The 23717-nt window shown below is 33.7% G+C and carries 21 protein-coding genes and 1 tRNA gene; 9 read left to right on the top strand and 13 right to left on the bottom strand.

Annotation, left to right across the window (positions count from 1 at the left end; translation table 11 throughout):
- Positions 1-376: 376 nt before the first annotated feature.
- The 5 genes from DFQ11_RS00005 to DFQ11_RS00025 all read right to left on the bottom strand — a co-directional run bounded on the left by DFQ11_RS00005 (position 377) and on the right by DFQ11_RS00025 (position 4631).
- Positions 377-1123: a hypothetical protein gene (locus DFQ11_RS00005; protein WP_110473595.1), complete on the bottom strand. Its 747-nt coding sequence runs from the start codon at positions 1121-1123 to the stop codon at positions 377-379.
- Between the two features lie 54 nt (positions 1124-1177).
- Positions 1178-1250 (bottom strand) — tRNA-Met (locus DFQ11_RS00010).
- A gap of 338 nt (positions 1251-1588) precedes the next feature.
- On the bottom strand, positions 1589-2431 hold the full coding sequence (locus tag DFQ11_RS00015; RefSeq protein ID WP_110473596.1) for a leucine-rich repeat domain-containing protein: 843 nt from the start codon (positions 2429-2431) through the stop codon (positions 1589-1591).
- A 108-nt stretch (positions 2432-2539) separates the two neighbouring features.
- On the bottom strand, positions 2540-2722 hold the full coding sequence (locus DFQ11_RS00020; protein ID WP_110473597.1) for a CPXCG motif-containing cysteine-rich protein: 183 nt from the start codon (positions 2720-2722) through the stop codon (positions 2540-2542).
- A gap of 1 nt (position 2723) precedes the next feature.
- Entirely contained in the window at positions 2724-4631 is a 1908-nt protein-coding gene (locus tag DFQ11_RS00025) for an ABC-F family ATP-binding cassette domain-containing protein (protein WP_110473598.1), read from the bottom strand.
- Between the two features lie 111 nt (positions 4632-4742).
- Here DFQ11_RS00025 and DFQ11_RS00030 point away from each other — a divergent pair, with 111 nt between their 5' ends.
- Positions 4743-5126, top strand: coding sequence for a DUF983 domain-containing protein (locus DFQ11_RS00030; protein WP_110473599.1), 384 nt, complete (start codon positions 4743-4745; stop codon positions 5124-5126).
- A 34-nt stretch (positions 5127-5160) separates the two neighbouring features.
- Here the strand turns inward: DFQ11_RS00030 and DFQ11_RS00035 are convergent, their stop codons facing one another.
- From DFQ11_RS00035 to DFQ11_RS00070, 8 genes are all read right to left on the bottom strand, one after another.
- Complete coding sequence (locus DFQ11_RS00035; RefSeq protein ID WP_110473600.1) at positions 5161-6204, bottom strand: NAD(P)/FAD-dependent oxidoreductase; 1044 nt, start codon at positions 6202-6204, stop codon at positions 5161-5163.
- Positions 6205-6322: 118 nt separating this feature from the next.
- Positions 6323-7234: a type IX secretion system ring subunit PorN/GldN gene (gene porN / locus DFQ11_RS00040; protein WP_110473601.1), complete on the bottom strand. Its 912-nt coding sequence runs from the start codon at positions 7232-7234 to the stop codon at positions 6323-6325.
- A gap of 69 nt (positions 7235-7303) precedes the next feature.
- Positions 7304-8872 (bottom strand): type IX secretion system motor protein PorM/GldM, encoded by a 1569-nt coding sequence (porM, locus tag DFQ11_RS00045; RefSeq protein WP_110473602.1) that lies wholly within the window; start codon positions 8870-8872, stop codon positions 7304-7306.
- A 50-nt stretch (positions 8873-8922) separates the two neighbouring features.
- A complete protein-coding gene (porL, locus tag DFQ11_RS00050; RefSeq protein WP_110473603.1) occupies positions 8923-9561 on the bottom strand; it encodes a type IX secretion system motor protein PorL/GldL in 639 nt (212 codons plus the stop codon).
- A gap of 82 nt (positions 9562-9643) precedes the next feature.
- A complete protein-coding gene (gene porK, locus DFQ11_RS00055; protein WP_444545818.1) occupies positions 9644-10993 on the bottom strand; it encodes a T9SS ring complex lipoprotein PorK/GldK in 1350 nt (449 codons plus the stop codon).
- 165 nt (positions 10994-11158) lie between these two features.
- Positions 11159-12325 (bottom strand): formimidoylglutamase, encoded by a 1167-nt coding sequence (locus DFQ11_RS00060; protein ID WP_110473605.1) that lies wholly within the window; start codon positions 12323-12325, stop codon positions 11159-11161.
- Between the two features lie 6 nt (positions 12326-12331).
- Positions 12332-14890 carry a type I DNA topoisomerase gene (gene topA, locus DFQ11_RS00065; protein WP_110473606.1) on the bottom strand — a complete coding sequence of 853 codons (2559 nt, stop codon included), beginning with the start codon at positions 14888-14890 and terminating at the stop codon, positions 12332-12334.
- Between the two features lie 156 nt (positions 14891-15046).
- Positions 15047-15481, bottom strand: coding sequence for a hypothetical protein (locus DFQ11_RS00070; protein WP_146221483.1), 435 nt, complete (start codon positions 15479-15481; stop codon positions 15047-15049).
- 384 nt (positions 15482-15865) lie between these two features.
- Between DFQ11_RS00070 and miaB the strand changes: the two genes are divergently transcribed.
- From miaB to groL, 8 genes are all read left to right on the top strand, one after another.
- On the top strand, positions 15866-17311 hold the full coding sequence (gene miaB / locus DFQ11_RS00075; RefSeq protein ID WP_110473608.1) for a tRNA (N6-isopentenyl adenosine(37)-C2)-methylthiotransferase MiaB: 1446 nt from the start codon (positions 15866-15868) through the stop codon (positions 17309-17311).
- Between the two features lie 12 nt (positions 17312-17323).
- Positions 17324-18238 (top strand): hypothetical protein, encoded by a 915-nt coding sequence (locus tag DFQ11_RS00080; protein WP_146221484.1) that lies wholly within the window; start codon positions 17324-17326, stop codon positions 18236-18238.
- A gap of 2 nt (positions 18239-18240) precedes the next feature.
- Positions 18241-19521, top strand: coding sequence for a sigma-54 interaction domain-containing protein (locus tag DFQ11_RS00085; protein ID WP_110473610.1), 1281 nt, complete (start codon positions 18241-18243; stop codon positions 19519-19521).
- A 38-nt stretch (positions 19522-19559) separates the two neighbouring features.
- Entirely contained in the window at positions 19560-20063 is a 504-nt protein-coding gene (locus DFQ11_RS00090; RefSeq protein WP_110473611.1) for an LptE family protein, read from the top strand.
- Positions 20064-20066: 3 nt separating this feature from the next.
- Positions 20067-21074: a hypothetical protein gene (locus DFQ11_RS00095; protein WP_110473612.1), complete on the top strand. Its 1008-nt coding sequence runs from the start codon at positions 20067-20069 to the stop codon at positions 21072-21074.
- Position 21075: 1 nt separating this feature from the next.
- Complete coding sequence (gene secG / locus DFQ11_RS00100) at positions 21076-21417, top strand: preprotein translocase subunit SecG (protein ID WP_110473613.1); 342 nt, start codon at positions 21076-21078, stop codon at positions 21415-21417.
- A gap of 174 nt (positions 21418-21591) precedes the next feature.
- Complete coding sequence (locus DFQ11_RS00105) at positions 21592-21867, top strand: co-chaperone GroES (RefSeq protein ID WP_110473614.1); 276 nt, start codon at positions 21592-21594, stop codon at positions 21865-21867.
- A gap of 116 nt (positions 21868-21983) precedes the next feature.
- Positions 21984-23612 (top strand): chaperonin GroEL, encoded by a 1629-nt coding sequence (gene groL, locus DFQ11_RS00110; protein WP_110473615.1) that lies wholly within the window; start codon positions 21984-21986, stop codon positions 23610-23612.
- Positions 23613-23717: the final 105 nt, after the last annotated feature.

Raw genomic sequence — 23717 nt, forward strand, 5'->3', positions numbered from 1 at the left:
TCGAAAAAATAAGGTAAATTTACCTGAGCTTAAGATTTAAAAATAGACCTAGTTCAAACTATTTTTTTGCCTTCTAAACGGCTTAAAAAAAATCTTTTGAACGTGTAAACAATAACAAAAAAGAGTCAACCTATATCAGTATAATACATTTAGAAAGATCTGGTAATTCCTTGATTAATAAATCTGGAATAATTTTAGTCTTCATAGGACTATTCTTCGCTTTAAACTTTACCGTTTTAGTCTTTAAATCTATATCTCCCACTTTGAGCCTACATACATCAATTGGTCTTAGAAAATTATATGAAATAAATTTAATGAACAGTAGTAAATTGGTATCCTCTTTTTCTAAATATTCAAAAATTTCTTCTTGTTTATCCTAAGTATAAGTTTTATTTCTTTGTGCAATTGCTTTTAAAACTGGTATCTGCTTTATAACATTTGCTTTTACAATATCATTGTCAAATAATACTTGCATGATACTACTTAAATCTGCTCTAGAATTATTTCTATTGCGAGGACTTGTCCTTTCCAATATATCACTTAAAAAGTGTGAAATAAGTTTTTTATTTATTTCATCAATTCCAACAACATTTGGATGCGTTTCCTTAACCCATTTCTTAAAGTTTTTTAACCTGTTTTCAAAACTTCTTTTGGTCGTTGCATATATAAACTTCTCCTTTTGTTTCAAACCAAAATCAAAAGCTTCCTCGTAGGTCATAACTGGCTCTTGTATTTGTTCTACCTCTTTAGGCAAACTTTGATTATTTGAAGGTGGTGTTTGGCTTTTATTATCGTTAATATTCGATAATATTTCTTTGTTATCTGAATAGGGACTGTATCCTTTATTAAGAAGTTTAAGTAATGTTTTTCTATAAGTTACTAAAACAGAAAGCCTGTCTTCTTTTGTCTTAAACTTATTAGCATTAGCATAAATTGGAGTCTGACGTTTGAGTTTTCCTGATTCAGGGTCTCGATAAGAAAAATAGACATACCACCTTTTCCTGAGGTCACCGTTGGCAGAGTAAATTTTAGGGGCAGAAAAGTTTTTTTTCAAGGTTAAATCGTATTCACTTTCGTATTCATTTTGCAATTCTTGTGCAAGATAATCAAAAATCGTATGCATAAAAAAACGGTTTAGCGAAAGCCAAACCGTTGTTTTTGAAGTGATTCAATTTAGTAGCGGGAACAGGACTCGAACCTGTGACCTTCGGGTTATGAGCCCGACGAGCTACCTACTGCTCTATCCCGCGATTTCAAATTAAAATGATTTTCTTAGCTTTTAACTTTCGGTTCATAATGCCGACTCAATCATTTTAGGACTGCAAAGATAATACTTTTTTTTAAAATATCAAATATTAAGTAAAAAAATATTAAAATAAAAAAAATAATCACCTTAATTGAGCGTTTTTAAACATGCTTCAATAGATTCTATTAGCTAATTTAACTATTATTTTCAGGATAAAAGCAATCTTAATCTTATAACTCAAAGTGACCCCATTGAAAGGCCTTAATAGCCTAAGTAGGGATACTGTTGGTTTATTGTATAAAAACGATAAATTATATTAAGAAGGACTAGATAAGAGGAATTTTAATTATCAACTTCTTCTTCATCTAAAGTTGCCAACGAACCTTTTCTGTTAACTTCATCTAAATCGAAATTTACAATATTAGGTAGCTTATCCCTTAATTCAGCAAAATTACCTTTAAACTGATTCTCACTGAGCAACAAGGTCTTTAAATTAGTTAACTGCACTAATTCATTTGGAATACTTCCATAAAAAGCGTTATTAGATAATACTAACTCTTCTAAGTTTCGAAGCTCACCAATAGAAGACGGAATAGTTCCTATTAAGTTATTATCAAATACACTTAAAACTTTTAAAGATTTTAACTGTGCAATGTTTAAAGGTAGCCTACCTATTAAGTTATTACTACTCAACATCAAGTTTTCCAACTTTGTTAGCTGACTTATATTTTCAGGAATCTCACCTGAAAAATAATTATTATATAATTCTAAAACTTTTAAATTTGATAGATTTCCAATGTCTGAAGATATGACTCCACTAAAAGTATTAGAGAAGAGTCTCAACTCTTCTAGATTCGTCATAGTAAATAACGACTTCGGTATTTCACCTTCCAACTTGTTAAAAGCTAGATTAAGAACTTTTAAATAGTTCAATTTTGAGATTGATTCTGGAAGAGTTCCTTTTAAGCCATTAAAGCTCAAGTTTATCCCAACGACCTTATCACCTTCTATAGTTAGACCATACCATTTTGATATTGGTTTATTTAAGTCCCATGAATTATTCCATGAATCCCCATCTGTTGAATTATATAAATCTACAAGTGCGGCTTTCTGGTCTTGAGAAATATCGGCAAAGGAAAACACTGATATTAAACAAAATAATAGTGTCAGTTTTATAGTCTTCATAATTATTGTAGTTTTCTGAGGGTCTGAATATCAGTACGAATATAACACCTAATTCTACAAAATGCAATAATTTTCGACGAACTACACGCTCTTAAAAAATTATTAAGACTATTGTTCTATATTCTCAGCCTGAAAACTAATAATTTCTTGATGCTCTAGTTGAACTATTATTTTTATAGGCTTACAGCAAGTTTCACAATCCTCAATATAACTTTGATGATTTTGAGATACATCAATTAACATTGAGATTTGTTCCCAACAATAAGGACATTGAAAAAAATGCTCTATCATCTTATGAAATTAAATCTAATTGTTCTTGCACGTCTTCCCAGTCGGCCATTAAGTCTTCTAAGCTTTTCTTTTTCTTCTGATAAGCATCAAAGAACTTCGGATCCGAAGCTGTTTTATCATAGTCCGTTTCTAGCTTCAAATCGTCAGCTTTTATATCCTTTTCAAGTTGACTTATTTTTGATTCAATATTACTCAACTTATTATTAAGGGATTTTAATTTTTTCTGATCTTCGTAGCTCTGTTTATTGCTTTCTTTGGGTTTATCTGCAATAACTGTCCGTTTTTCGGCTTCTCTTAAGTTTTCGAGATTACGTTGTTCTAAGTAAAAGTCGATATCACCTAAATATTCCTTGATATTTTGATCTTTAAACTCGTAAACAGTATCCGTTAATCCTTGAAGAAAGTCTCTATCATGAGACACTAGTATTAAAGTTCCTTCAAATTTCTTAAGCGCTTCTTTAAGCACGTTTTTTGATTTAATATCCAAGTGGTTGGTTGGCTCATCCATGACAAGAACGTTCAATGGTTGAAGTAACAGTTTTGCTAAAGCCAATCGATTACGTTCACCACCTGAAAGTACCCTGACATATTTTTCGGCCTCTTCTCCCCTGAATAAAAAGGAGCCTAGTATGTCCCTTACCTTACTCCTATTGGTTTCATTAGCGGCATCAATCATGGTGTCTAAAACGGTTTTATTTCCGTCTAAATACTCAGCTTGATTTTGCGCGAAATAACCTATTTGCACATTGTGTCCTAAAGTTAATTTTCCTTCATGTTTTAATTCACCAAAAATTATTTTGGCTAACGTAGATTTTCCTTGACCATTCTGACCAACAAATGCCGTTTTAATATCTCTAGGAACTGTTAAGTTTACATTATGAAGGACTTGCAAATCCCCATATCTCTTAGAAACGTTTTCTAGTTCTACAACTACCTTTCCTGGTGTTATAGAAACTGGAAAGTTTAAAGACATCACACTATTATCATCTTCATCAACTTCAATTCTATCAATTCGATCCAATTTTTTAATGAGCGATTGAGCCATTGTGGCTTTTGATGCTTTTGCTCTAAACTTTTCAATTAGCTTTTCTGTTTGTTGAATCTGTTTTTCTTGATTCTTTTGAGCCGCCAATTGTTGAATTTTCATCTCTTCACGCAATACCAAAAATTGACTATAAGGCTTATTATAATCATAAATTCGACCTAAAGAAATTTCAATAGTACGGTTGGTGACGTTATCTAAAAACATCTTATCGTGAGAAACTATAACTACAGCCCCACTATAACCCTTCAAAAAGTTTTCTAACCAAATAATAGATTCTATATCTAAGTGGTTAGTAGGCTCATCTAATAACAATAAATCGTTATTTTGAAGTAAAAGTTTTGCTAATTCAATACGCATTCTCCACCCTCCAGAAAATGTGTCCGTAAGTTTATTAAAATCTTCACGTTTGAAACCTAAACCTTGAAGAATCTTTTCCGTTTCACCTTGATAATTATAACCCCCTAAAATTTCATATTGATGCTGAATATCATTTAAATCAATCATTAATTGATTATAAGATTCACTTTCATAATCGGTACGCTCAGCGAGTTGTGTATTTATTTTTTCGAGCTTAGCTTCACATTCTTTAATTTCACCAAATGCTTCATAAGACTCCTCTAACACTGTTCTACCAAATACAAAATCGATATCTTGTTTTAAGAATCCTATTTTTAGTTCCTTATCTGCAGCGATTTGTCCTGTGTCTGGCTCTTGTTCTTTAGAAAGGATTCTTAGCATGGTGGATTTACCAGCACCATTTTTACCAATTAAACCAATACGATCACCAAGACCAAGTTTAAATGTGATTTCCTCAAAAAGATACTCTCCTTGAAATGATATGGATAGATTGTGTATGTTTAGCATAAGTGTTATTGGATATTACAATTGCGAATTGAGTTACAATTGTTACAGGGCTTCGTAATATATATTTTATCTTTGCACTGTTTTAAAAAGGCAAAAGTAAAGGTTTTAGTTATGATTAGAAAAGGAATGAAACTTTATAGTATTCTTTTTGGAGCTTGTCCAAAATGTCATCAAGAATCTATGTATTCAAATAAGAACCCATATGTATTAAGCGATACGCTTAAGATTAACGAAAGATGCTCTCACTGCAACACTAAGTATAGGATTGAACCTTCCTTTTTTTACGGCTCCATGTATGTTAGTTATGCTGTTGGTGTTGCCTTCGCAGTAACTGCTTTTGTAATCAGTCACTCTATATTTGATTCATCTTTAACAACGGCTTTTATTGTTATTATATTAACGCTTATAGCTTTAATGCCAATTATCATGAGATTATCTAGAAACATCTGGATTAACCTCTTTCTTCATTATGATAAGACGCTTGTAAAGAAATAGGATTTTTAACAAGAATTTTTCGGAAAGCTCTTAACTAGTTAAATCTTTCAATATCAATTTCGGAGTCTAATTCGATATCGTTTTCTATGTATTGAAATAGCTTTTTAGCCACGTACGGTGCTATCATTACACCTCTTGTTCCTAATCCGTTGAACACATATAGGTTTGAATGTTTAGGATGTCTACCCACTAAGGGTCTTCTATCTTTTACAGTAGGTCTTATGGCCGCTGTATGATTAACTACTTCAACCGGACACTTTATAAAAGTTTTTAATTTAGAAAGTAGTTCTTCTTTACCAGCTTCTGTGGGTGTATTGGTTTTATCGTTCCAATTGTATGTAGATCCAACCGTATATAAATCGTTACCTAAAGGAATAATAAAAACGGAAGACTTAATAGCATAGTCTATTTTTAAGTCTGGAGCGCTAATAGTTAAAACCTCGCCTTTAGTACCATTAAGAGGAATATCCTTAAAATAGGGGTTCTTTTTCACACCAAATCCTTCTGAAAAAATAATTTGTTTTGCTTTTAGCTTAACATACTGAATGTATTCCGTATTAATTTGAAGCAAATCGTAATTAAATTCAACCTCTTTTAAACTGTGATTTTGTTCTAGAAATTTCTTATAATAATGAATTAAGGTTTCTGTATCTAATCGACCTGCATGAAGCACCTCACCAAACCCAAAAGGTGCATCTACCTTATCGTTTAATTCTTTTATAAGTTTTGAAGACAAATACGGTTCTAAGCTAGGTTTGTCCATAGCATTAAACCATAAATTCTGTTCTTCAATTGATGCAAACCGTCTTAAAATTTGAAGCTTATAATCAATTTTAATATTTAAATCCTTTTCAATTTGAGCATATAGTGGCAATGCCACTTCTAACTGTTCCTTAGCTTTCCATACTTCTGAAAAGCGTTTTAAAATGACGGGATTATACAAACCTGCGGCTACAACGGACGACTTTTGTGAATTATCATCGAATACTACAAACGATTTATTATTCGCTCTTAATTGCTCACAAAAGGCAATACTCGCTAAACCACAACCAACAATTATATAATCAACTTCTTTCATAAGTACAAAAGTAAATAAATCTAAGTCTTGAAAAACTTAGAACATAGGATAAAAAGACAGCAAAATAAAAACGCCCACTTAAAAGTGAGCGTTTATATATTTTATGTGAATTCTACTTTTAGTAGCTCCACATATCTTGTTCAAAGTTTCTAATCTTTTCCTTGATACGTTCAGATTCTAATAATTGCATTAATGCGTTTTCAGCTACGTATTCTTTTACTTCTCTGTCACCGTAAACATTTTCTTCTTTGTAGATAACACCACTAAAGCGTCTACTGTTTAACAAGTGATCAAAAGATAAAGGAACAGCACTATTTTTATTATTAAAAGCTTTAGCATCATGAAGAATATCTCTTATTTCAGGAAAGAATACCCAAAATAATCCGATTGGTTCTTTGTTAGCCTCGTCATCAGAATCGATAAAGTTAACATCTGGTGCTGCAGGTGCAATACCTAAGATACGATACTTTAATTCGCCTTGGCGTTTATCAAAATACCATAATCCCTTCACCAAATAAGAACTAATATCAGCTGCGCCTATTTCTCTACGAATTACGTACTCTTCAGGAACCAAAGATTGGTCTGTAACCCCTTGTTGGTTCATCCACTCTATTCCAGCATCCATAATCTCTTCCTTCTTTAAAGTAGGTGCGAGATCTTTCATAGTACGCTCTTCTGTAAAGTAAGAATCGGCATAAACTTTTGGAATTGATCCATTATTTATATTATCCAAAAGGACTCTATATAATGATTTTCTATCATCCCCTAAGTTTTCTTCGATAGGAAAATATAAAGGAAAGTTAGCACGTTCGTTTAAAACGATTTTTTCCCAAGTCATTTTTGAAAATAAGATATCTCTATCTCCGACATATCCATATTCTAAAGGCTTGTCGTTATCTAGAAGTAACTGCGCTTCGGTTTTCATACCAATTTCTTCTGGTATTTTGGCATTTAGGATATTAGCCTGTGCAAACATTGTATTTGCGGCTAAAACACCTATTCCTATACATAAAAAGCTTTTTAAATTCATCTTATAGTGTATTTTAATTTGGGATTTCGTTTTAAATGAGATCGTCTAAACTGTTTTTATTATTATTAATTAGTTAGATACCTCTACTGCAATAGGAGCAACACCTTTTAAATTATAGCTCGTATTCCCTTGGATTTTAGCTTTAATATCAAAGATTGAAATCACATCTCCTGCACGTGCTCTACCGATAGCCGCTTTTGCTTGCGCATTCATTTTAGTACCTGTAACAGAAACTGTTGGTTGACCAGGAACTTTTACTTTGAATGATGTTACATAAATTGGTAAATCAAATACAAAGTCATCTAGTTTAGCCCCTACGGTACCTATCTCTAAGTTACGCTTTGGTAATCTAGCCATTCCATCTTGTCCAGCAATAGTACCTGTTGGCTTTGGAATATCTTTAATTCTGAATGTTTGTTTATCTCCAACTTTTGTTCCGTCATCTAAAGTCGCAGTTACATTAATTGTAACTTCTTTCCCAGATCCTGGATTCATTACATATTTACCAATACCTGAAGTCTTAGATAAACCAGCACCAGAAGCATTTACTTTATTATCTGGTACACCAGCAAAAGAAATAGTCATTGGGTTTGCAACACCACGATAAACAACGTTCATCTTATCTGCAGAAATTGTAGCAGAGTTTGGTCTAGGTACAACCACATAGTTAGCTTCAATTGGAATAGGTAATTCCTCACCATTTTCAATAAAAGTAAACTGTCCTGAAATCTTGTGCTCTCCAACATTACCAACATTAAAATCTAATGTTGCCGCTCCTGAAGAATCAATAGCTTTTGATAAATCAACTTCTTCTCCTTGTACTACTAGTTTAACTGGTGGTACGTTTGCATATTTACCAATAACAACACGTCCTTGGAACTTTTCACCTGCAAAGAATGCCGATTTATCAGCTAATACAATAGCTTTATAGTTATTAAGTGTTGTAGCTTCAGATAAAGTATTACCTAAGAAAAGGTTATATAAATTAGCCTCAGTTACTTTAACATCATTTTGTAATGCCGTCAATTTTGTATAAGACGCAATTGCTGGGTAACCTTGGAAGTTATAGCTTAACCAATCGATTTCTTTACCATCTTGGTTTGCAACTGGTTTAGTGCTAAACGTATTTTCAAAAGTTTCACTTTCACCTCTATAACTTTCGTCAGTAGCTAAGATCTTTTTGATTTCTTCCTTATAAGATTTAATTTGAGCCATAACTTCTTCACCTTTCTTAGTTAAACGGTCTCCCGTAAACCAAGCTTCATCAAGGATATCAGTTTTATCCATTGCTTCAAAGTTATTCTCTGCTAAAGCTTCTTCGTACCCTCCTGCTTTTACAAGATCGGTCTTTAAAGTTTCTATATATCTATAAAATTTATCTGAAGCAATTTGCACTTGTTGTGCTCTTGCTGCTGGTACTTTAAATTGTTCTGGCTTCTCTTCACTTTTACTTTTAAGGTCAGTGAGCATCGCCTCATTTCTATTTGCTGTAGCTACGTTAGCATCGGCAAATTTTGCTTCCATTAATCCGAAAGCGGATAGTACTTCTTTTGACATATTCATTGCCATCATAGCAATAAATACCAAGTACATTAAGTTAATCATTCGTTGCCTTGCGGATAGTTTTCCTGCTGCCATTTTCTAATTAGTTTTAAAAGTTAATTTATTCATTCGATAATAAAAACTAATTAGTTTTTGTTCATTGCAGAAAGCATACCACCATAAACACCATTTAAAGATGAAAGGTTAGACGCTAAAGACTTCATTTGTTCTTTTAATTTTGTAGCGTTTTCAACTGCTTCTTCATTAATAGCTGCTTGACGATTAGCGCTTTCTACTTGTACTTTGTAAAGGCTATTTAATGACTCCATTTGAGCTGCCGCTAAAGACATTTCTTCACTATATTTTTTCTGAGCTGCCATAGAATCAACTGCTGGAGAGATTCCTTTTGCTGCACCTTCGAAATTTTTGATACTAGCACCTAAACTTGCCATAAGCTCACCATCGATTTTAGCTTCTTTTAATAAGTTGTCTAATTTCTTAGATAATAAACCTTCAGCATCTTTAGGCTCTTCTACTAATTTTTGTTTTCTATTTCCTTGAGATTGGCCTCCTGCTAATTCAGGGTATACCAAAGACCAGTCAAAGTCATCACCTTGCTTCTCAAAAGCTGATACAGTAAATACTAGTGCTTCAACAATCATACCTATAGTAAGGATAAGGGATCCATACGGCCAGTGTTGAATTTTGAATAAAGCTCCTAGAATTACGATTGCAGCTCCTAGTCCATAGACCATATTCATTGTTGATAATTTCTTTTTTGCCATGATGTTTAAATTTAGTTTTTCAAATGAGCCTGGTTAGTTTAAGCTCGATTTTGGATTAATATTTGGTTAAAGTTAAGTTTAATTAGTTAGTTGCTGAGTTTAGTCTAGTCACTTCAGTACCCATATAGTCCTGAACTGTTCTAAATCCGATGTAGCTCCTTGCTGAATCAGCGTATTCGTAATCTCTAGAGCTTACTTGTAAGAAATACGCGACATCTTTCCAAGATCCTCCTCTTACCACTTTACGTGAATTATTAGGATCGTTAACATTAGGGTTAATTGATGAAGCATATTCATAAGATGCAGGATCGTAAGAACCATTTACCCATTCCGATACGTTACCTGCCATGTTGTACAAGTTAAAATCGTTTGGATCATATGCATCTGCCTCTACAGTATATAAAGCTTGATCTGCTGCGTAATCCCCACGTAATGGTTTAAAGTTTGCCATAAAACAACCCCTATCGTTTTTAGTGTAAGGACCACCCCAAGGATATGTTGCACCTTGAAGACCGCCTCGAGCAGCGTATTCCCATTCCGCCTCAGAAGGTAATCTGTATGCATTCACAGCATGTCTACCTCTTTTCTTTCTATCAGCATTGTGATATAAAGTTCTCCATTGACAGAAGGCTTGAGCTTGCTTCCAAGACACACCCACTACTGGATAATTTCCATAGGCATCATGCCAAAAGTAATCGTTGTGCATTGGCTCATTATAAGAGTATGCAAAATCTCTAATCCAAGCCGTAGTATCTGGATAAACCTCAACTTCTTGTTGTACGATAACCTCAGAACGCTTTAAACCTCTATTTTTAGCTGCCTTTTGGATATCCATATATGTATACTGGAATTTAAATTGCTTAACATCCCACGTACGTTGTCCGTTATAAGACTCTTCTAGTGGTAAGTACATACCATCCATAACCTCAGCATATAACTCATCTGGATAGTCATCCGTGTCGAAAATTAATTTCGCGTCACGATTAATTTTTCTTTGCTCATTACCATAGGTATTCACCATATAAGTTTCATAAGCGTTTAGGTTTTCTGGATCAGAATCTACATAAGCAAATTCACCAATATCACCATTACCAGGAGTCTTACCTTCTAAATCAGCCATTTCAGCTAATTTTAATCTAAGAGTAGAATCTCTTACCCAGTTTACAAACTGTCTATATTCACTGTTTGTAATTTCTGTTTCATCCATATAAAATGCACGCACAGTAGCAGTTTTAGTTGGTGCATCTTGCACTCCAGCTAAATCGTCGTCAGATTTACCCATAATAAAGGCTCCGCCAGGCACTAATGTCATCCCGTAGGGCTTCTCTGGATGCCATTTTTTACCTTTAACACCTACCAATTGTCCACGGTCTCCAGAATTACAACTGGCTACCAAAACTAGTACTGCGGTTAGTAAAATAAACTTTTTAATATTCATAGTAACTCGAGGTTAAATTAGTCCTTAATTATTTTAAGGTCGTAAACATATTTATATAATTTCGAATAAACAACTTTTTTCTTATTTTTTTTACACTTCATCCTAAAAATAAGCATTTCATCGACTAAAAAAATGTTAAATATCGATTAAACGTCAAATTTAGAAGCTATTCTTCCGATAAGCTTTATACCATCTCTCTGGTATTTCACCTTGAGTTGCGTGCACGTAATCGGAATGCATGCAAGGTAATAACGTATGCTTTTTTAATTTATTATTAACGTTTGGTAAAAAAGGAATTTCTATCCACCATCTACCAGTTTTCAAGCTTTTAAAAAATATAAGTTCATCGTCTTCAACAAGAACATTATATTTCTGATAATAGTTTTCATCATGAAAGTCATCATCTTTCACTCGACAATTAACCCCTTCAATAAAATACCATATCATTTGAGCAATTAACATGGCTGTTGCATTATCATTCTTTGAATTATGATATTCATATATTCCAAATGACGACACCTTATTACTTATACCAGCATATCTACTTATAGCACAAATCTCCTTACCCGAGAATCCATTTGGTGAATATTTTTGGTTCACACTAACTTCTGAAGCTCGTATAGACTTAAGATCTACTGATACAATATGAGCATCTCTCATCAAAGGCTCAACGTTACTAATTTCTCCTGATATTTCTCCTAACCTATAAGCTTCAAAATGAAGTTTTTCGATAAGATCTATTTCTTCTTGAGAGTTAAAATAGGTTTGATACCCAATAGTAGAGTAATTAAATAGATTATAAGGCTCTTCTATAATAATTTTACCAACATAACTATTATTTTTAATTGGTAGATTAGCATCACCTAAATCAAAATTAGTATCTACACTCACAACATTTACCATTGGTAACAGAGAGTCATATGCACGATAATTAGCGTATGTTAAGTCTTGACTTCCTCCTAATATAATAGGTATAATGTTTTGCTCTACTAATACAGAGATTGAAGTTCTTAAAGCGAAATAAGTATCCTCCACAGTTTCTCCTGGCTCTATATCTCCAAGATCAGCTAATGTTCTATGCCAATTTCCTGGAAATAATGTGTACAATGTATTTCTAATAGTGTCAAAGTTTAACCTTTCACCATAGAAATTCACGTCGTTTCTATTTTCCAATACTCCAATGATGGCCATTTGCACACCTTCCAAATCAGGAATTCCATTTTGACGCGAATGGACTTTAATTTTTTTGCCTAACGCTTGTTCTGCCGTTAGTTCATTATGAGCTAAAACCTTATCTGATACAGGAGTAAGGAAATTAAAATTCATACTCAATTACTTCTTTTTGGTCGTTGTTTTCTTTTTCACAGCAGTTTTCTTGGTTGCTGTTTTCTTAGTAGCGGATTTTGTCGCCGTCTTCTTTTTTGTGGCCTTCTTCTTAGGCGCATTCTTTTCTAAAATTTCCTTCGCATCTTCTAAGGTCATTTCAGTCACATCTACCGTTTTCGCTAACTCTACTTTCTGCTTGCCTTTGATGATATTGTGTCTTCCCCATCTTGCCTTCTCTACTCGAATACCTTCATCTTCCCAATTGTGAATAACCTTATCTATTTCTTTTTGAATCTTTTCTTCAATAAGCGTAATAATATCTTCTTCTGATAAGTTATCCCAATCGTACTTCTTGTTCACATTAATGAACATACCGTTCCATTTGATAAATGGTCCAAATCGCCCCTTTCCTTTTGTAACTTCTAAATCCTTATACATATATATAGGAGCGTCAGCTTTTTCTTTCTCCTTAATGTATATAACTGCTTCATCATATTCTACACTTAAAGGGTCAACACCTTTTGGAAGCGAAACAAATTTGTCACCATACCTTACATAAGGTCCAAAACGTCCATTATTCACTTCAACTTCTTCCTCATTATAATGTCCTAATGCTTTTGGAAGTTTGAACAAATCCATGGCTTCCTCAAAAGTAATTGAATTTAACTGTTGATCTGGAGATAAACTTGCAAATTTAGGTTTGTCTTCATCGTCCACTGTTCCAACTTGAACCATTGGTCCAAATTTCCCTAATCGCACGCTCACCTGACGTCCCGATTTTGGATCTACACCTAATATACGCTCACCTGATTCGCGCTCTGCGTTCTCTTGAACATCTTCAACCTGCGGATGAAAACCTTTATAAAAGTCTTTCATCATTACACGCCAATCTTCTTTACCTTCTGCTATATCATCAAAACGATCTTCAACTTTCGCTGTAAAATTATAGTCCAAAATACTTCCAAAGTGATTCACTAAGAAATCAGTTACAATAATTCCAATATCTGTAGGGACTAATTTCCCCTTGTTTGAACCCACTTTTTCAGAAAGCGTTTTGTCTTTTATTTCTTGTCCTTCAAAAACTAATTGCTTGTACGCTCTTTCGTCTCCTTCATTAGTTCCTTTTTCAATATAATTTCTATTTTGAATCGTAGAAATTGTTGGCGCATAAGTCGATGGACGACCAATTCCTAATTCTTCTAGCTGTTTAACTAAAGATGCTTCGGTAAATCTTGCAGGTGGTCTTGCGAAACGCTGTGTTGCCGTGATGTATTTATTCTGAAGTTCTTCACCAATTTTTAAATCTGGTAAAATCCCTTCTTGTTCTGTATCTTCATCATCCGTGCCTTCTAAATAAACTTTTAGAAACCCTTCAAAAGTTATAATCTCACCATTAGCTGTAAATTGTTCACTAACTGGTTTGCTAGAATTAATTTCCACCTTAAGATTGGTACGTTCTAATTTAGCATCACTCATTTGTGACGCAATCGCACGTTTCCAAATTAAGTCATATAAACGCACTTGATCACGCTCGACGCTTACAGTATGATTTGAAAAATCTGTTGGACGTATCGCTTCGTGAGCTTCTTGTGCACCTTTAGTCTTACCTTTATAGTTACGAGGTTTACTATATTCAGCTCCATAGGCCGAAACAATTTCGTTCTCTGCTCCTTTTTTAGCTTCATCAGATAGATTTACACTATCTGTTCTCATATATGTTATAAGACCTGCTTCATATAAACGCTGAGCATTACTCATTGTTCTACTCACAGAGTAACCTAATTTACGCGCCGCTTCTTGCTGAAGAGTTGACGTGGTAAATGGTGCTGCTGGAGATTTTTTTGCCGGCTTCTTTTGTAAGTCTGAAACATTATAGGTTGCTCCTATATTATTCTTTAAAAATTGTAGAGCTTCCTCTTCCGAATCAAAATTCTTTGGCAATTTAGCTTTGAATGAACGACCATCATATGTAGTAAATTCTGCATCTACTCTATAAGACGCCGTAGAGTTAAACTCTTGAATTTCTCTTTCACGTTCTACAATTAAACGAACCGAAACAGACTGTACTCTACCTGCAGATAATCCGCCCTTAACTTTTCTCCATAAAACCGGAGACAATTCGTATCCTACAATACGATCTAAAACACGTCTGGCCTGCTGCGCATCCACCAAGTTATAATCAATACTTCTTGGATTAGCAATAGCCTTTTGTATAGCGCTCTTTGTAATCTCGTGGAAAACAATACGCTTTGTTTTTTCTTTATCTAATTTTAAAGTTTCAGCTAAGTGCCATGCTATGGCCTCACCCTCGCGATCTTCATCACTCGCTAACCAAACAACATCTGCTTTCTTTGCTAATTCCTTTAATTTCTTTACGACATCCTTCTTGTCTTTTGAAACCTGATACTTAGGCATAAAGTCGCCTTCAACATCCACGCCCAACTCTTTGGATGGTAGATCTGCAATATGCCCAAAACTGGACGCTACTTTATAATCTTTTCCTAAAAATTTCTCAATGGTTTTAGCCTTAGCAGGTGACTCAACAATAACTAGATTCTTTGACATTCTTCATTTTTTGTGTTTACAAATGTATATGAAAATAAAGTTACAATCCTAATTTCGTCGCAAATAGCAAACGTTTTAACCCCAAATTAAATCAGAATCAAATAGCAAAAGCCTCACACTTGGCAAGGCTTTAAACTGAAAAAAAATAATTTTCATTTAATAGGAATACAATATTGATTCATTAAATCCTTCAATATTTAAGACCACTTCATTTACACCTGGCAACCTCAACGATTTTACATCAAAAGATACGGTCTTAGAAAATACTACTTGACAAGCTTGATTTGTTATTACAGATAATTTCAAAAAGCGTTGATGTGGTATAGACTCTCCAATATTTTCAGAATCGACTAGTGTCATTTCCCAATTACTTGTATCACAACCACTAGCGTCAATGATTATTTTTAAACAATCACCTATAAAATAATAATCGTTTAAAGTATAGTCATCCGACTCAATAGTATTATAAACTTCATTATCCACTATAACACTTAAATCGCAAGAAGCTACATAAACATCATCCTCTTCACATTGTGTATTTAATAGAGTAAAAGAAAGAAGAATTAATCCTAATAGTTTAATCGATTTCATAATATGCATTTATATATAGATGTTGAATAGCAAAAAAGGTTGCTTTTAAAAGTAATAAAGTATAAAATTACTTCTTATCATTTGAATCAAATTTACAGTCTTATAAGAATTCATTAAAACACATATCTATCAAGGTATAGCAATTCCACAATGGTTATCAAACGTCATTCGATTAAATAATAGACACACCTATTCATGTTGAATAATTAAAACTTCCTTTTTTTTTACACCAAGCTTTTTACATATTGAAGAACCTCAGATTTCCAACAAGCTTAAATATTAAAACACAACCTTAACTAAAATATAACTGCCACTTTGTCACAGTCAATAAAAATAATATTACCTTTGCAAGCTCAATACGATTTAAGGTATACAAGACAGCTGATGGAAAAAATTATAGACGAAACAAAACAAGGAGAAACTTTAGTTCTCGACAACAAAGAAGGCAACCAACGTAAACTATTTATAGAAAGTTATGGCTGTGCTATGAATTTTAGCGACAGTGAAATTGTAGCCTCCATATTATCTAATCAAGGTTATAATACTACAAAAGTATTGGAAGAAGCCGACCTTGTTTTGGTAAATACATGTTCTATTAGAGATAAAGCAGAGCAAACCGTTAGAAAGCGCTTACAAGAGTATAACGCGGTAAAACGAATTAACCCAAAAATGAAAGTGGGTGTTTTAGGCTGTATGGCAGAACGACTTAAAACTAAATTCTTAGAGGAAGAGAAGATTGTAGATTTAGTGGTTGGCCCAGATGCTTATAAAGATTTACCAAACTTATTAGCGGAAGTTGATGAAGGTAGAGATGCTATTAACGTTATACTTTCTAAAGAAGAAACTTATGGCGATATTTCGCCCGTAAGATTAAACAGCAATGGTGTTACAGCTTTTGTATCTATTACAAGAGGTTGTGATAATATGTGTACGTTCTGTGTTGTTCCATTTACACGAGGAAGAGAGCGTAGCAGGGATCCACAAAGTATAGTTGAAGAAGTAAACGATTTATGGTCTAAAGGATTTAAAGAAATTACGCTTTTAGGTCAAAACGTCGATAGCTACCTTTGGTATGGCGGAGGCTTAAAGAAAGATTTTGATAAAGCTTCAGACTTACAAAAGGCAACTGCAGTCAATTTCGCTAACCTTTTAGAGTTATGTGCTAAAGCACAACCTAAAATGCGTATTCGTTTTTCTACTTCTAATCCACAAGATTTTACTATAGATGTTATAGAAACCATGGCGAAATACAATAATATTTGTAAGCACATCCACTTACCTGTGCAAAGTGGAAGCGATCGTATTTTAAAAGAAATGAATCGTTTACATACAAGAGAAGAATATTTTTCAATCATTGATAATATTCGTCGTTTAATACCTGAATGCTCTATTAGTCAAGATTTAATTGCAGGTTTCCCAACTGAAACCGAACAAGACCATCAAGACACGCTTAGCTTAATGGAATATGTTAAGTACAATTTCGGATATATGTTCACCTATTCTGAACGCCCTGGCACATTAGCTGGTCGTAAAATGGAAGACGATGTTCCTGAGGAAACCAAGAAACGTCGATTAAACGATATTGTTCAACTACAACGTAAACATAGCGAAATAAGAACACGTCAGCATCTCAACAAAACCGTTGAAATACTGATAGAAAAAGAATCAAAAAAATCGGATTTAGAGTGGTCGGGAAGAACTTCAGATAATACTGTTGCTGTATTCCCGAAAGAACACTATAAAGTTGGAGATTTTGTTAATGTCCATATAACAGATTGTACAAGCGCAACACTCATCGGAAAAGCTGTTGGCTATTCTGAAAACAATTAATTGAATTAAATTATGAAGAAAATCATATACCTTTTATTTTCACTTGCGTTAGTTACATCTTGTGACAACGAGCCCCTAGACCCTGACTTAATGAATGGTGGAGGTGCTAGTGAAAATCCTGATTTAGGATTATATATGTACGAATTAGATACGAAAATTAATTTTTCTTTTTTCGGAACCCCTTTTGAGACGGTTACAAATTCAGATTTAATGATTACAAATAATAAATTTGTTTCAAGCTCAAATGCCGTATCTACAAACGGAAGTCCATTTATAACTGAGAATCAAACTTTAACTCGTAATAGCTCTGGTAAAATTACAAGTGATGTTTCTGTAAACGCATCAGGTACAACAACCAACGAAACCTTAATTACATATACTAATGGAAGGATTTCTCAAATTAGTTACAATTACTATGGAGATGACGAGGACGATTTCATCTATAATTTTGCCTATGAAGGAAACACCATAACAAGAACTGAACAAGGCTCTACAATTTCTACAATATTTACTACAGATGGTTCTAACCGTATTATTAAAAAGGAATCTTTTGATGATGGAAACTTAATACTTAAGGAAACTATAGCCTACAACGCAATTGGGAATATAACTAGTAGTACTACAACTGGCGAAACAAACAACAATGTAATCTATCAATTTGACAATCAAACAAATCCACTAAAGGTGGTTTATGAGGATAATTACCTTCTTCGCTTTTTAGCGGATGATTACTCAGATGAGATCGGTACACTTATCGCTCAGTTCTTATCTACAAACAATTGGACAAGTGCCACATTTAATGGTGATGCCTTTAATTTCGATTTAGAATACAATTCAGCTGGAAGAATACAATCTCGAAAAATTGCCTATAATTTAGGTCCAGAATTATCTTTTGAATTTAATGAAAGGTTTAACTACATCAATTAATTATGGAATCTGTTCAAGCTACAAAACAACGCTTCGGCATTATTGGGAACGATCCAAAACTTAATCGTTCAATAGAAAAGGCAATTCAAGTCTCTCCTACAGATATTTCGGTTTTAGTTACTGGAGAAAGTGGTGTTGGTAAGGAAAGCATCCCAAAAATCATTCATCAACTATCTCATAGAAAACACGGTAAATATATTGCTGTTAACTGTGGAGCTATACCAGAAGGCACAATAGATAGTGAATTATTTGGACATGAGAAAGGGGCCTTTACTGGAGCTACGGCAACGCGTTCTGGATATTTTGAAGTCGCCGACGGCGGAACCATATTTTTAGATGAAGTTGGCGAATTGCCATTAACTACACAGGTAAGATTGCTTCGTGTTTTAGAAAATGGTGAATTTATCAAAGTGGGCTCAAGTAAAGTTCAAAAGACCAATGTGCGAATCGTGGCTGCAACCAACGTTAATATGTTTGAAGCCATCAAAAAAGAGAAGTTTAGAGAAGATTTATACTACAGATTAAGTACAGTTGAAATCAATTTACCTCCCTTACGTGAGAGAAAAGACGATATTCATCTACTATTTAGAAAATTCGCAAGCGACTTTGCTATAAAATATAAAATGCCAACGGTTAAACTAACAGAAGATGCTATAAATCTATTGACTAAGTACAGATGGAATGGTAACATTCGTCAGTTACGAAACGTAGCAGAGCAAGTTTCTGTTTTAGAACAGAGTAGAACAATTAATGGTCCTACACTTCAACATTATCTTCCTACAACGAGCAGTAATTTACCTGCTATTGTAAGCAGCACAAAGTCTGACAGTGATTTTAGTAGCGAACGTGAAATTTTATACAAAGTTTTATTCGATATGAAGAGTGATTTGAATGATCTCAAAAAGCTCACCATGAAACTCATGGAAACTGGAAGCGCAGCCGAAGTTCAAAAAGACAATCAACATCTCATCCAAAAAATTTATGGAGAGACCACAGAAGAAAAAGATAATATTGATGATTTTGAAGCAGCAATAGAAGACTTAGAAGTACTTTCAATTCCTGCTCATCAAAACAATATTGAAGAGACAACTGCAACAGTTGAAGATAAATATCATTTTGCTGAAGAAATTGAAGAAGAGGAAACCTTATCTTTACACGACAAGGAATTAGAGTTAATTAAAAAATCTTTAGAACGACATAACGGCAAAAGAAAATTAGCTGCTGCAGAATTAGGCATTAGCGAAAGAACTTTATATCGAAAAATTAAGCAATACGATCTCTAAGCCTTAAATTTAAACAATACTTTACCTAAAACAAACGAATGAAGCATTTAAAATACATTGGAATTCTATTAATTTGTATCACATTAGTCGGATGTAAAGTAAAATATTCATTTACAGGAATTACAGAAACACCAGAAACGTTTCAAGTTAATTTTTTTCAGAATAATGCTGATTTAGTAGAACCTGGTTTAGATAGAGAATTCACAGATGCTCTTCAAGTATTAATTCTTAACCAAACAAGTGCACAATTAGTAAATTCAGGAGGAGAAGTAATTTACGAAGGAGAAATAGTTGAGTATCGTATTGCTCCAATGACCGCAACAGCAGAAAATAAAGCAGCTCAAAACAGATTGACTATTGGAGTTAGAGTGCGCTATATAAATACCAAAGACGAAGAAAAAGATTTTGAAAGAGTTTTTTCTTTCTTTTATGACTATCCTGCCAATGCTCAACTTACAGGAAGTGTAAAAGATACTGCCTTTGAAGAAATCTTAGAACGTCTTACTCAAGATATTCTTAACGCTTCATTAGCTGATTGGTAAATTATGCAAATTCAAGATCTTACATATTTATTGAAACGTCCGGAAGCCGTTACTGCTTCTCAATTAGATGAGCTTTCTTCCGCCATTAAAGAATATCCCTACTTCCAACCATTAAGAGCCTTACATTTAAAAGGATTAAAACAAAAAGAAAGTTATAAATACAATAATGCTTTAAAAGTCACTGCGGCGCATACAACAGACCGCAGCGTATTATTTGATTATATAACGTCAGCTGTATTTAACCAGAATGAAATATCTGAACAGATTAAAAAAAACCTAGAAGATATAAAAGCACTTGAAGTTCATGAGGTTAAAGATATTTCAGTCAATAAAAGAGTTGAACTTGACGATGCTTTAAAAGAACAAATAAAAGCAACGGAAGGGGTTTTGGATCCCGATTTATTTGAAGCAGTGCCAATACCAGATTCGAAATCAGAATCTAACAATTCCAATATAGGAGATTCTATTATTTCTGTTGATGTTGAAAATATCACACCTGAAGAGCAACTCAATATTGGGAAACCTTTAGATTTTGATAAGTCTGAAAATCATTCATTTTCAGAGTGGTTAAAAATCACAAGTTTTAAACCGATTGTTCGGGATAAAGTTGAAGTTGAAACCGAAAGTGAAGTCGAGAATGAAGGTAAAAATCAAATTGAAGCTAAAACTGAAAGCAATGTTGAGACTAAAAGCATCAATGAGGATTCAAAACAAGAAATTTCGTCCCCATTACAAGAAAAATTTGCAATAATTGACAAATTTATTTCTGAAAACCCAAAAATAAAACCCGTTACAAGCAGTGCTCCCAAACCCAAGCTAGTCAACAATGACGACCCAGTTTCAGACAGTTTGATGACCGAAACTTTAGCTCGAATTTATTTAGAACAAAAAAACTATGACCAAGCAATTCAATCTTACAAAATTTTAAGTTTGAAATATCCAGAAAAAAGTAGTTTCTTTGCACACCAAATTAAATTGGTAAAAGAATTAAAGGACAATAATACATTATAAAATGAGTGCATTTTCAATATTTTTAATACTAATCGTAATCGTTGCGTTTTTACTTGTTGTAGTAATAATGGTACAAAACCCTAAAGGTGGAGGTTTATCATCATCTTTTGGTGGCGGTGGCACTCAACAAATGGGTGGTGTAAAGAAGACAGGTGACTTTTTAGACAAGAGTACATGGTTTTTAGCAACAGCTTTAATTGTGTTAATTTTAGCTTCTAATCTAACGATTGGATCTGGAGGAACTGTAGAGTCTAAAGCTCTAGATACTAATGAGCCAACTACTCTACCTACTTTACCTGCACCAGCATTAGATAACTCAACTACAGACGGTACACCAGAATAATATTTCTGTTTTATTCATATAAACAAGAAGCCAGCTTTTATAGTTGGCTTTTTTATTTCCGTTAGTTACCAATAAACACGTCTGAAACTTTGTCAGTCATCCTGACTTGGCACAATTTTCGAACTACGCTAAGGCGTAAATTATTCATTAAATAACTTAAAAATATATATTAAAATGAGTTTAAACATTAAACCTTTAGCAGACCGCGTTCTTGTAGAACCAATGGAAGCTGAAACGAAAACAGCTTCAGGAATTATTATTCCAGACAATGCAAAAGAAAAGCCACAAAAAGGAACTGTTGTAGCCATTGGTAATGGTAAAAAAGACGAGCCTTTAACAGTAAAAGTTGGTGACACGGTTCTTTATGGTAAATATGGTGGAACTGACCTTAAATTAGAAGGTAAAGATTATTTAATGATGCGTGAGAGCGACATATTAGCAATAATCTAGAAAACCTTTAGCTATTGGCCTCCAGCCACTAGCTCACTCCAAACAAAATTAAATTTATTAATTAAAACATTTAGCTAAAAGCCAAGCGCTCAAAGCTAATAGTAAAACAAATAACAATGGCAAAAGATATAAAATTTGATATTGAAGCACGCGACGGGTTAAAACGTGGTGTTGATGCTTTAGCAAATGCAGTAAAAGTAACTTTAGGACCAAAAGGTCGTAACGTAATTATAGGAAAATCATTTGGGGCACCTCAGGTGACTAAAGATGGTGTATCTGTAGCAAAAGAAATTGAGCTAGAAGACGAGCTTGAAAACATGGGAGCTCAAATGGTAAAAGAAGTAGCTTCTAAAACAAATGATTTGGCGGGTGACGGTACAACAACAGCTACTGTTCTTGCCCAAGCAATTGTAAAAGAAGGTCTTAAAAATGTTGCTGCTGGTGCAAACCCAATGGATTTAAAACGTGGTATAGACAAAGCCGTAGAAGCTATAGTTAAAGATTTAGAAAAGCAAACTCAAAAAGTTGGTAACTCTTCTGAAAAAATTAAACAAGTTGCTGCTATTTCTGCTAATAACGATGACACTATTGGTGATCTAATCGCTACTGCTTTTTCCAAAGTAGGAAAAGAAGGTGTGATTACAGTTGAAGAAGCAAAAGGAATGGACACTTATGTTGATGTTGTAGAAGGTATGCAATTCGACAGAGGTTATTTATCTCCTTATTTTGTGACTGATTCTGATAAAATGATTGCAGATTTAGAAAATCCATACATTTTATTATTTGATAAAAAGATTTCTAACTTACAAGAAATTCTTCCAATCTTAGAACCAGTTGCACAATCTGGTCGTCCATTATTAATTATTGCAGAAGATGTTGAAGGACAAGCTTTAGCTACTTTAGTGGTGAACAAATTACGTGGTGGACTTAAAATCGCAGCTGTTAAAGCTCCTGGTTTTGGTGACAGACGTAAAGCAATGTTAGAGGATATCGCTATCTTAACTGGGGGTGTTGTTATTTCTGAAGAAAGAGGATTCTCTTTAGAAAATGCAGATCTTTCTATGTTAGGTACTGCCGAAACTGTAACAATTGACAAAGACAATACTACAATTGTTAATGGTGAAGGTAAAGCAGCAGATATCAAGGCTAGAGTTAACCAAATTAAAGCTCAAATTGAAACAACAACATCAGACTACGACAAAGAAAAGTTACAAGAGCGTTTAGCTAAATTAGCTGGTGGTGTTGCTGTACTTTATGTTGGTGCTGCTTCTGAAGTTGAAATGAAAGAAAAGAAAGACCGTGTTGACGATGCTCTTCATGCTACTCGTGCTGCAGTAGAAGAAGGTATTGTTGCTGGTGGTGGAGTTGCATTAGTACGTGCTAAAAAAGTTTTAGAAAAAATTACTACTCAAAACTTAGACGAAACTACAGGTGTTCAAATTGTTAACAGAGCCATTGAATCTCCTTTAAGAACTATCGTGGAAAACGCTGGCGGAGAAGGTTCAGTAGTTATCAATAAAGTTTTAGAAGGTAAAAAAGACTTCGGTTACGATGCTAAATCTGAAACTTATGTAGACATGCTAAAAGCAGGTATTATTGATCCTAAGAAAGTAACACGTATAGCCTTAGAAAATGCCGCTTCAGTAGCTGGTATGATTCTAACAACAGAGTGTGCTTTAATTGACATCAAGGAAGATGCTCCAGCTATGCCAATGGGTGGCGGCGGAATGCCAGGAATGATGTAATAGTTGATTACAATAAAGAAGTTTTTGACCTAGGTCAATTATAATTTTAAAAGCCTTTGATGAAAATCAGAGGCTTTTTCTATTGAAATTTTAACTGTATCGATT

Origin of the sequence: Winogradskyella epiphytica (genome assembly GCF_003217215.1) — a bacterium.
GTDB classification, from domain to species: Bacteria; Bacteroidota; Bacteroidia; order Flavobacteriales; family Flavobacteriaceae; genus Winogradskyella; species Winogradskyella epiphytica.

Bases quoted from the DNA above. Each gene is read 5' to 3' on its own strand.
- DFQ11_RS00005 (WP_110473595.1), bottom strand. From the start codon at position 1,123: ATGCATACGATTTTTGATTATCTTGCACAAGAATTGCAAAATGAATAC.
- DFQ11_RS00015 (WP_110473596.1), bottom strand. From the start codon at position 2,431: ATGAAGACTATAAAACTGACACTATTATTTTGTTTAATATCAGTGTTT.
- DFQ11_RS00020 (WP_110473597.1), bottom strand. From the start codon at position 2,722: ATGATAGAGCATTTTTTTCAATGTCCTTATTGTTGGGAACAAATCTCA.
- DFQ11_RS00025 (WP_110473598.1), bottom strand. From the start codon at position 4,631: ATGCTAAACATACACAATCTATCCATATCATTTCAAGGAGAGTATCTT.
- DFQ11_RS00030 (WP_110473599.1), top strand. From the start codon at position 4,743: ATGATTAGAAAAGGAATGAAACTTTATAGTATTCTTTTTGGAGCTTGT.
- DFQ11_RS00035 (WP_110473600.1), bottom strand. From the start codon at position 6,204: ATGAAAGAAGTTGATTATATAATTGTTGGTTGTGGTTTAGCGAGTATT.
- porN (WP_110473601.1), bottom strand. From the start codon at position 7,234: ATGAATTTAAAAAGCTTTTTATGTATAGGAATAGGTGTTTTAGCCGCA.
- porM (WP_110473602.1), bottom strand. From the start codon at position 8,872: ATGGCAGCAGGAAAACTATCCGCAAGGCAACGAATGATTAACTTAATG.
- porL (WP_110473603.1), bottom strand. From the start codon at position 9,561: ATGGCAAAAAAGAAATTATCAACAATGAATATGGTCTATGGACTAGGA.
- DFQ11_RS00060 (WP_110473605.1), bottom strand. From the start codon at position 12,325: ATGAATTTTAATTTCCTTACTCCTGTATCAGATAAGGTTTTAGCTCAT.
- topA (WP_110473606.1), bottom strand. From the start codon at position 14,890: ATGTCAAAGAATCTAGTTATTGTTGAGTCACCTGCTAAGGCTAAAACC.
- DFQ11_RS00070 (WP_146221483.1), bottom strand. From the start codon at position 15,481: ATGAAATCGATTAAACTATTAGGATTAATTCTTCTTTCTTTTACTCTA.
- miaB (WP_110473608.1), top strand. From the start codon at position 15,866: ATGGAAAAAATTATAGACGAAACAAAACAAGGAGAAACTTTAGTTCTC.
- DFQ11_RS00080 (WP_146221484.1), top strand. From the start codon at position 17,324: ATGAAGAAAATCATATACCTTTTATTTTCACTTGCGTTAGTTACATCT.
- DFQ11_RS00085 (WP_110473610.1), top strand. From the start codon at position 18,241: ATGGAATCTGTTCAAGCTACAAAACAACGCTTCGGCATTATTGGGAAC.
- DFQ11_RS00090 (WP_110473611.1), top strand. From the start codon at position 19,560: ATGAAGCATTTAAAATACATTGGAATTCTATTAATTTGTATCACATTA.
- DFQ11_RS00095 (WP_110473612.1), top strand. From the start codon at position 20,067: ATGCAAATTCAAGATCTTACATATTTATTGAAACGTCCGGAAGCCGTT.
- secG (WP_110473613.1), top strand. From the start codon at position 21,076: ATGAGTGCATTTTCAATATTTTTAATACTAATCGTAATCGTTGCGTTT.
- DFQ11_RS00105 (WP_110473614.1), top strand. From the start codon at position 21,592: ATGAGTTTAAACATTAAACCTTTAGCAGACCGCGTTCTTGTAGAACCA.
- groL (WP_110473615.1), top strand. From the start codon at position 21,984: ATGGCAAAAGATATAAAATTTGATATTGAAGCACGCGACGGGTTAAAA.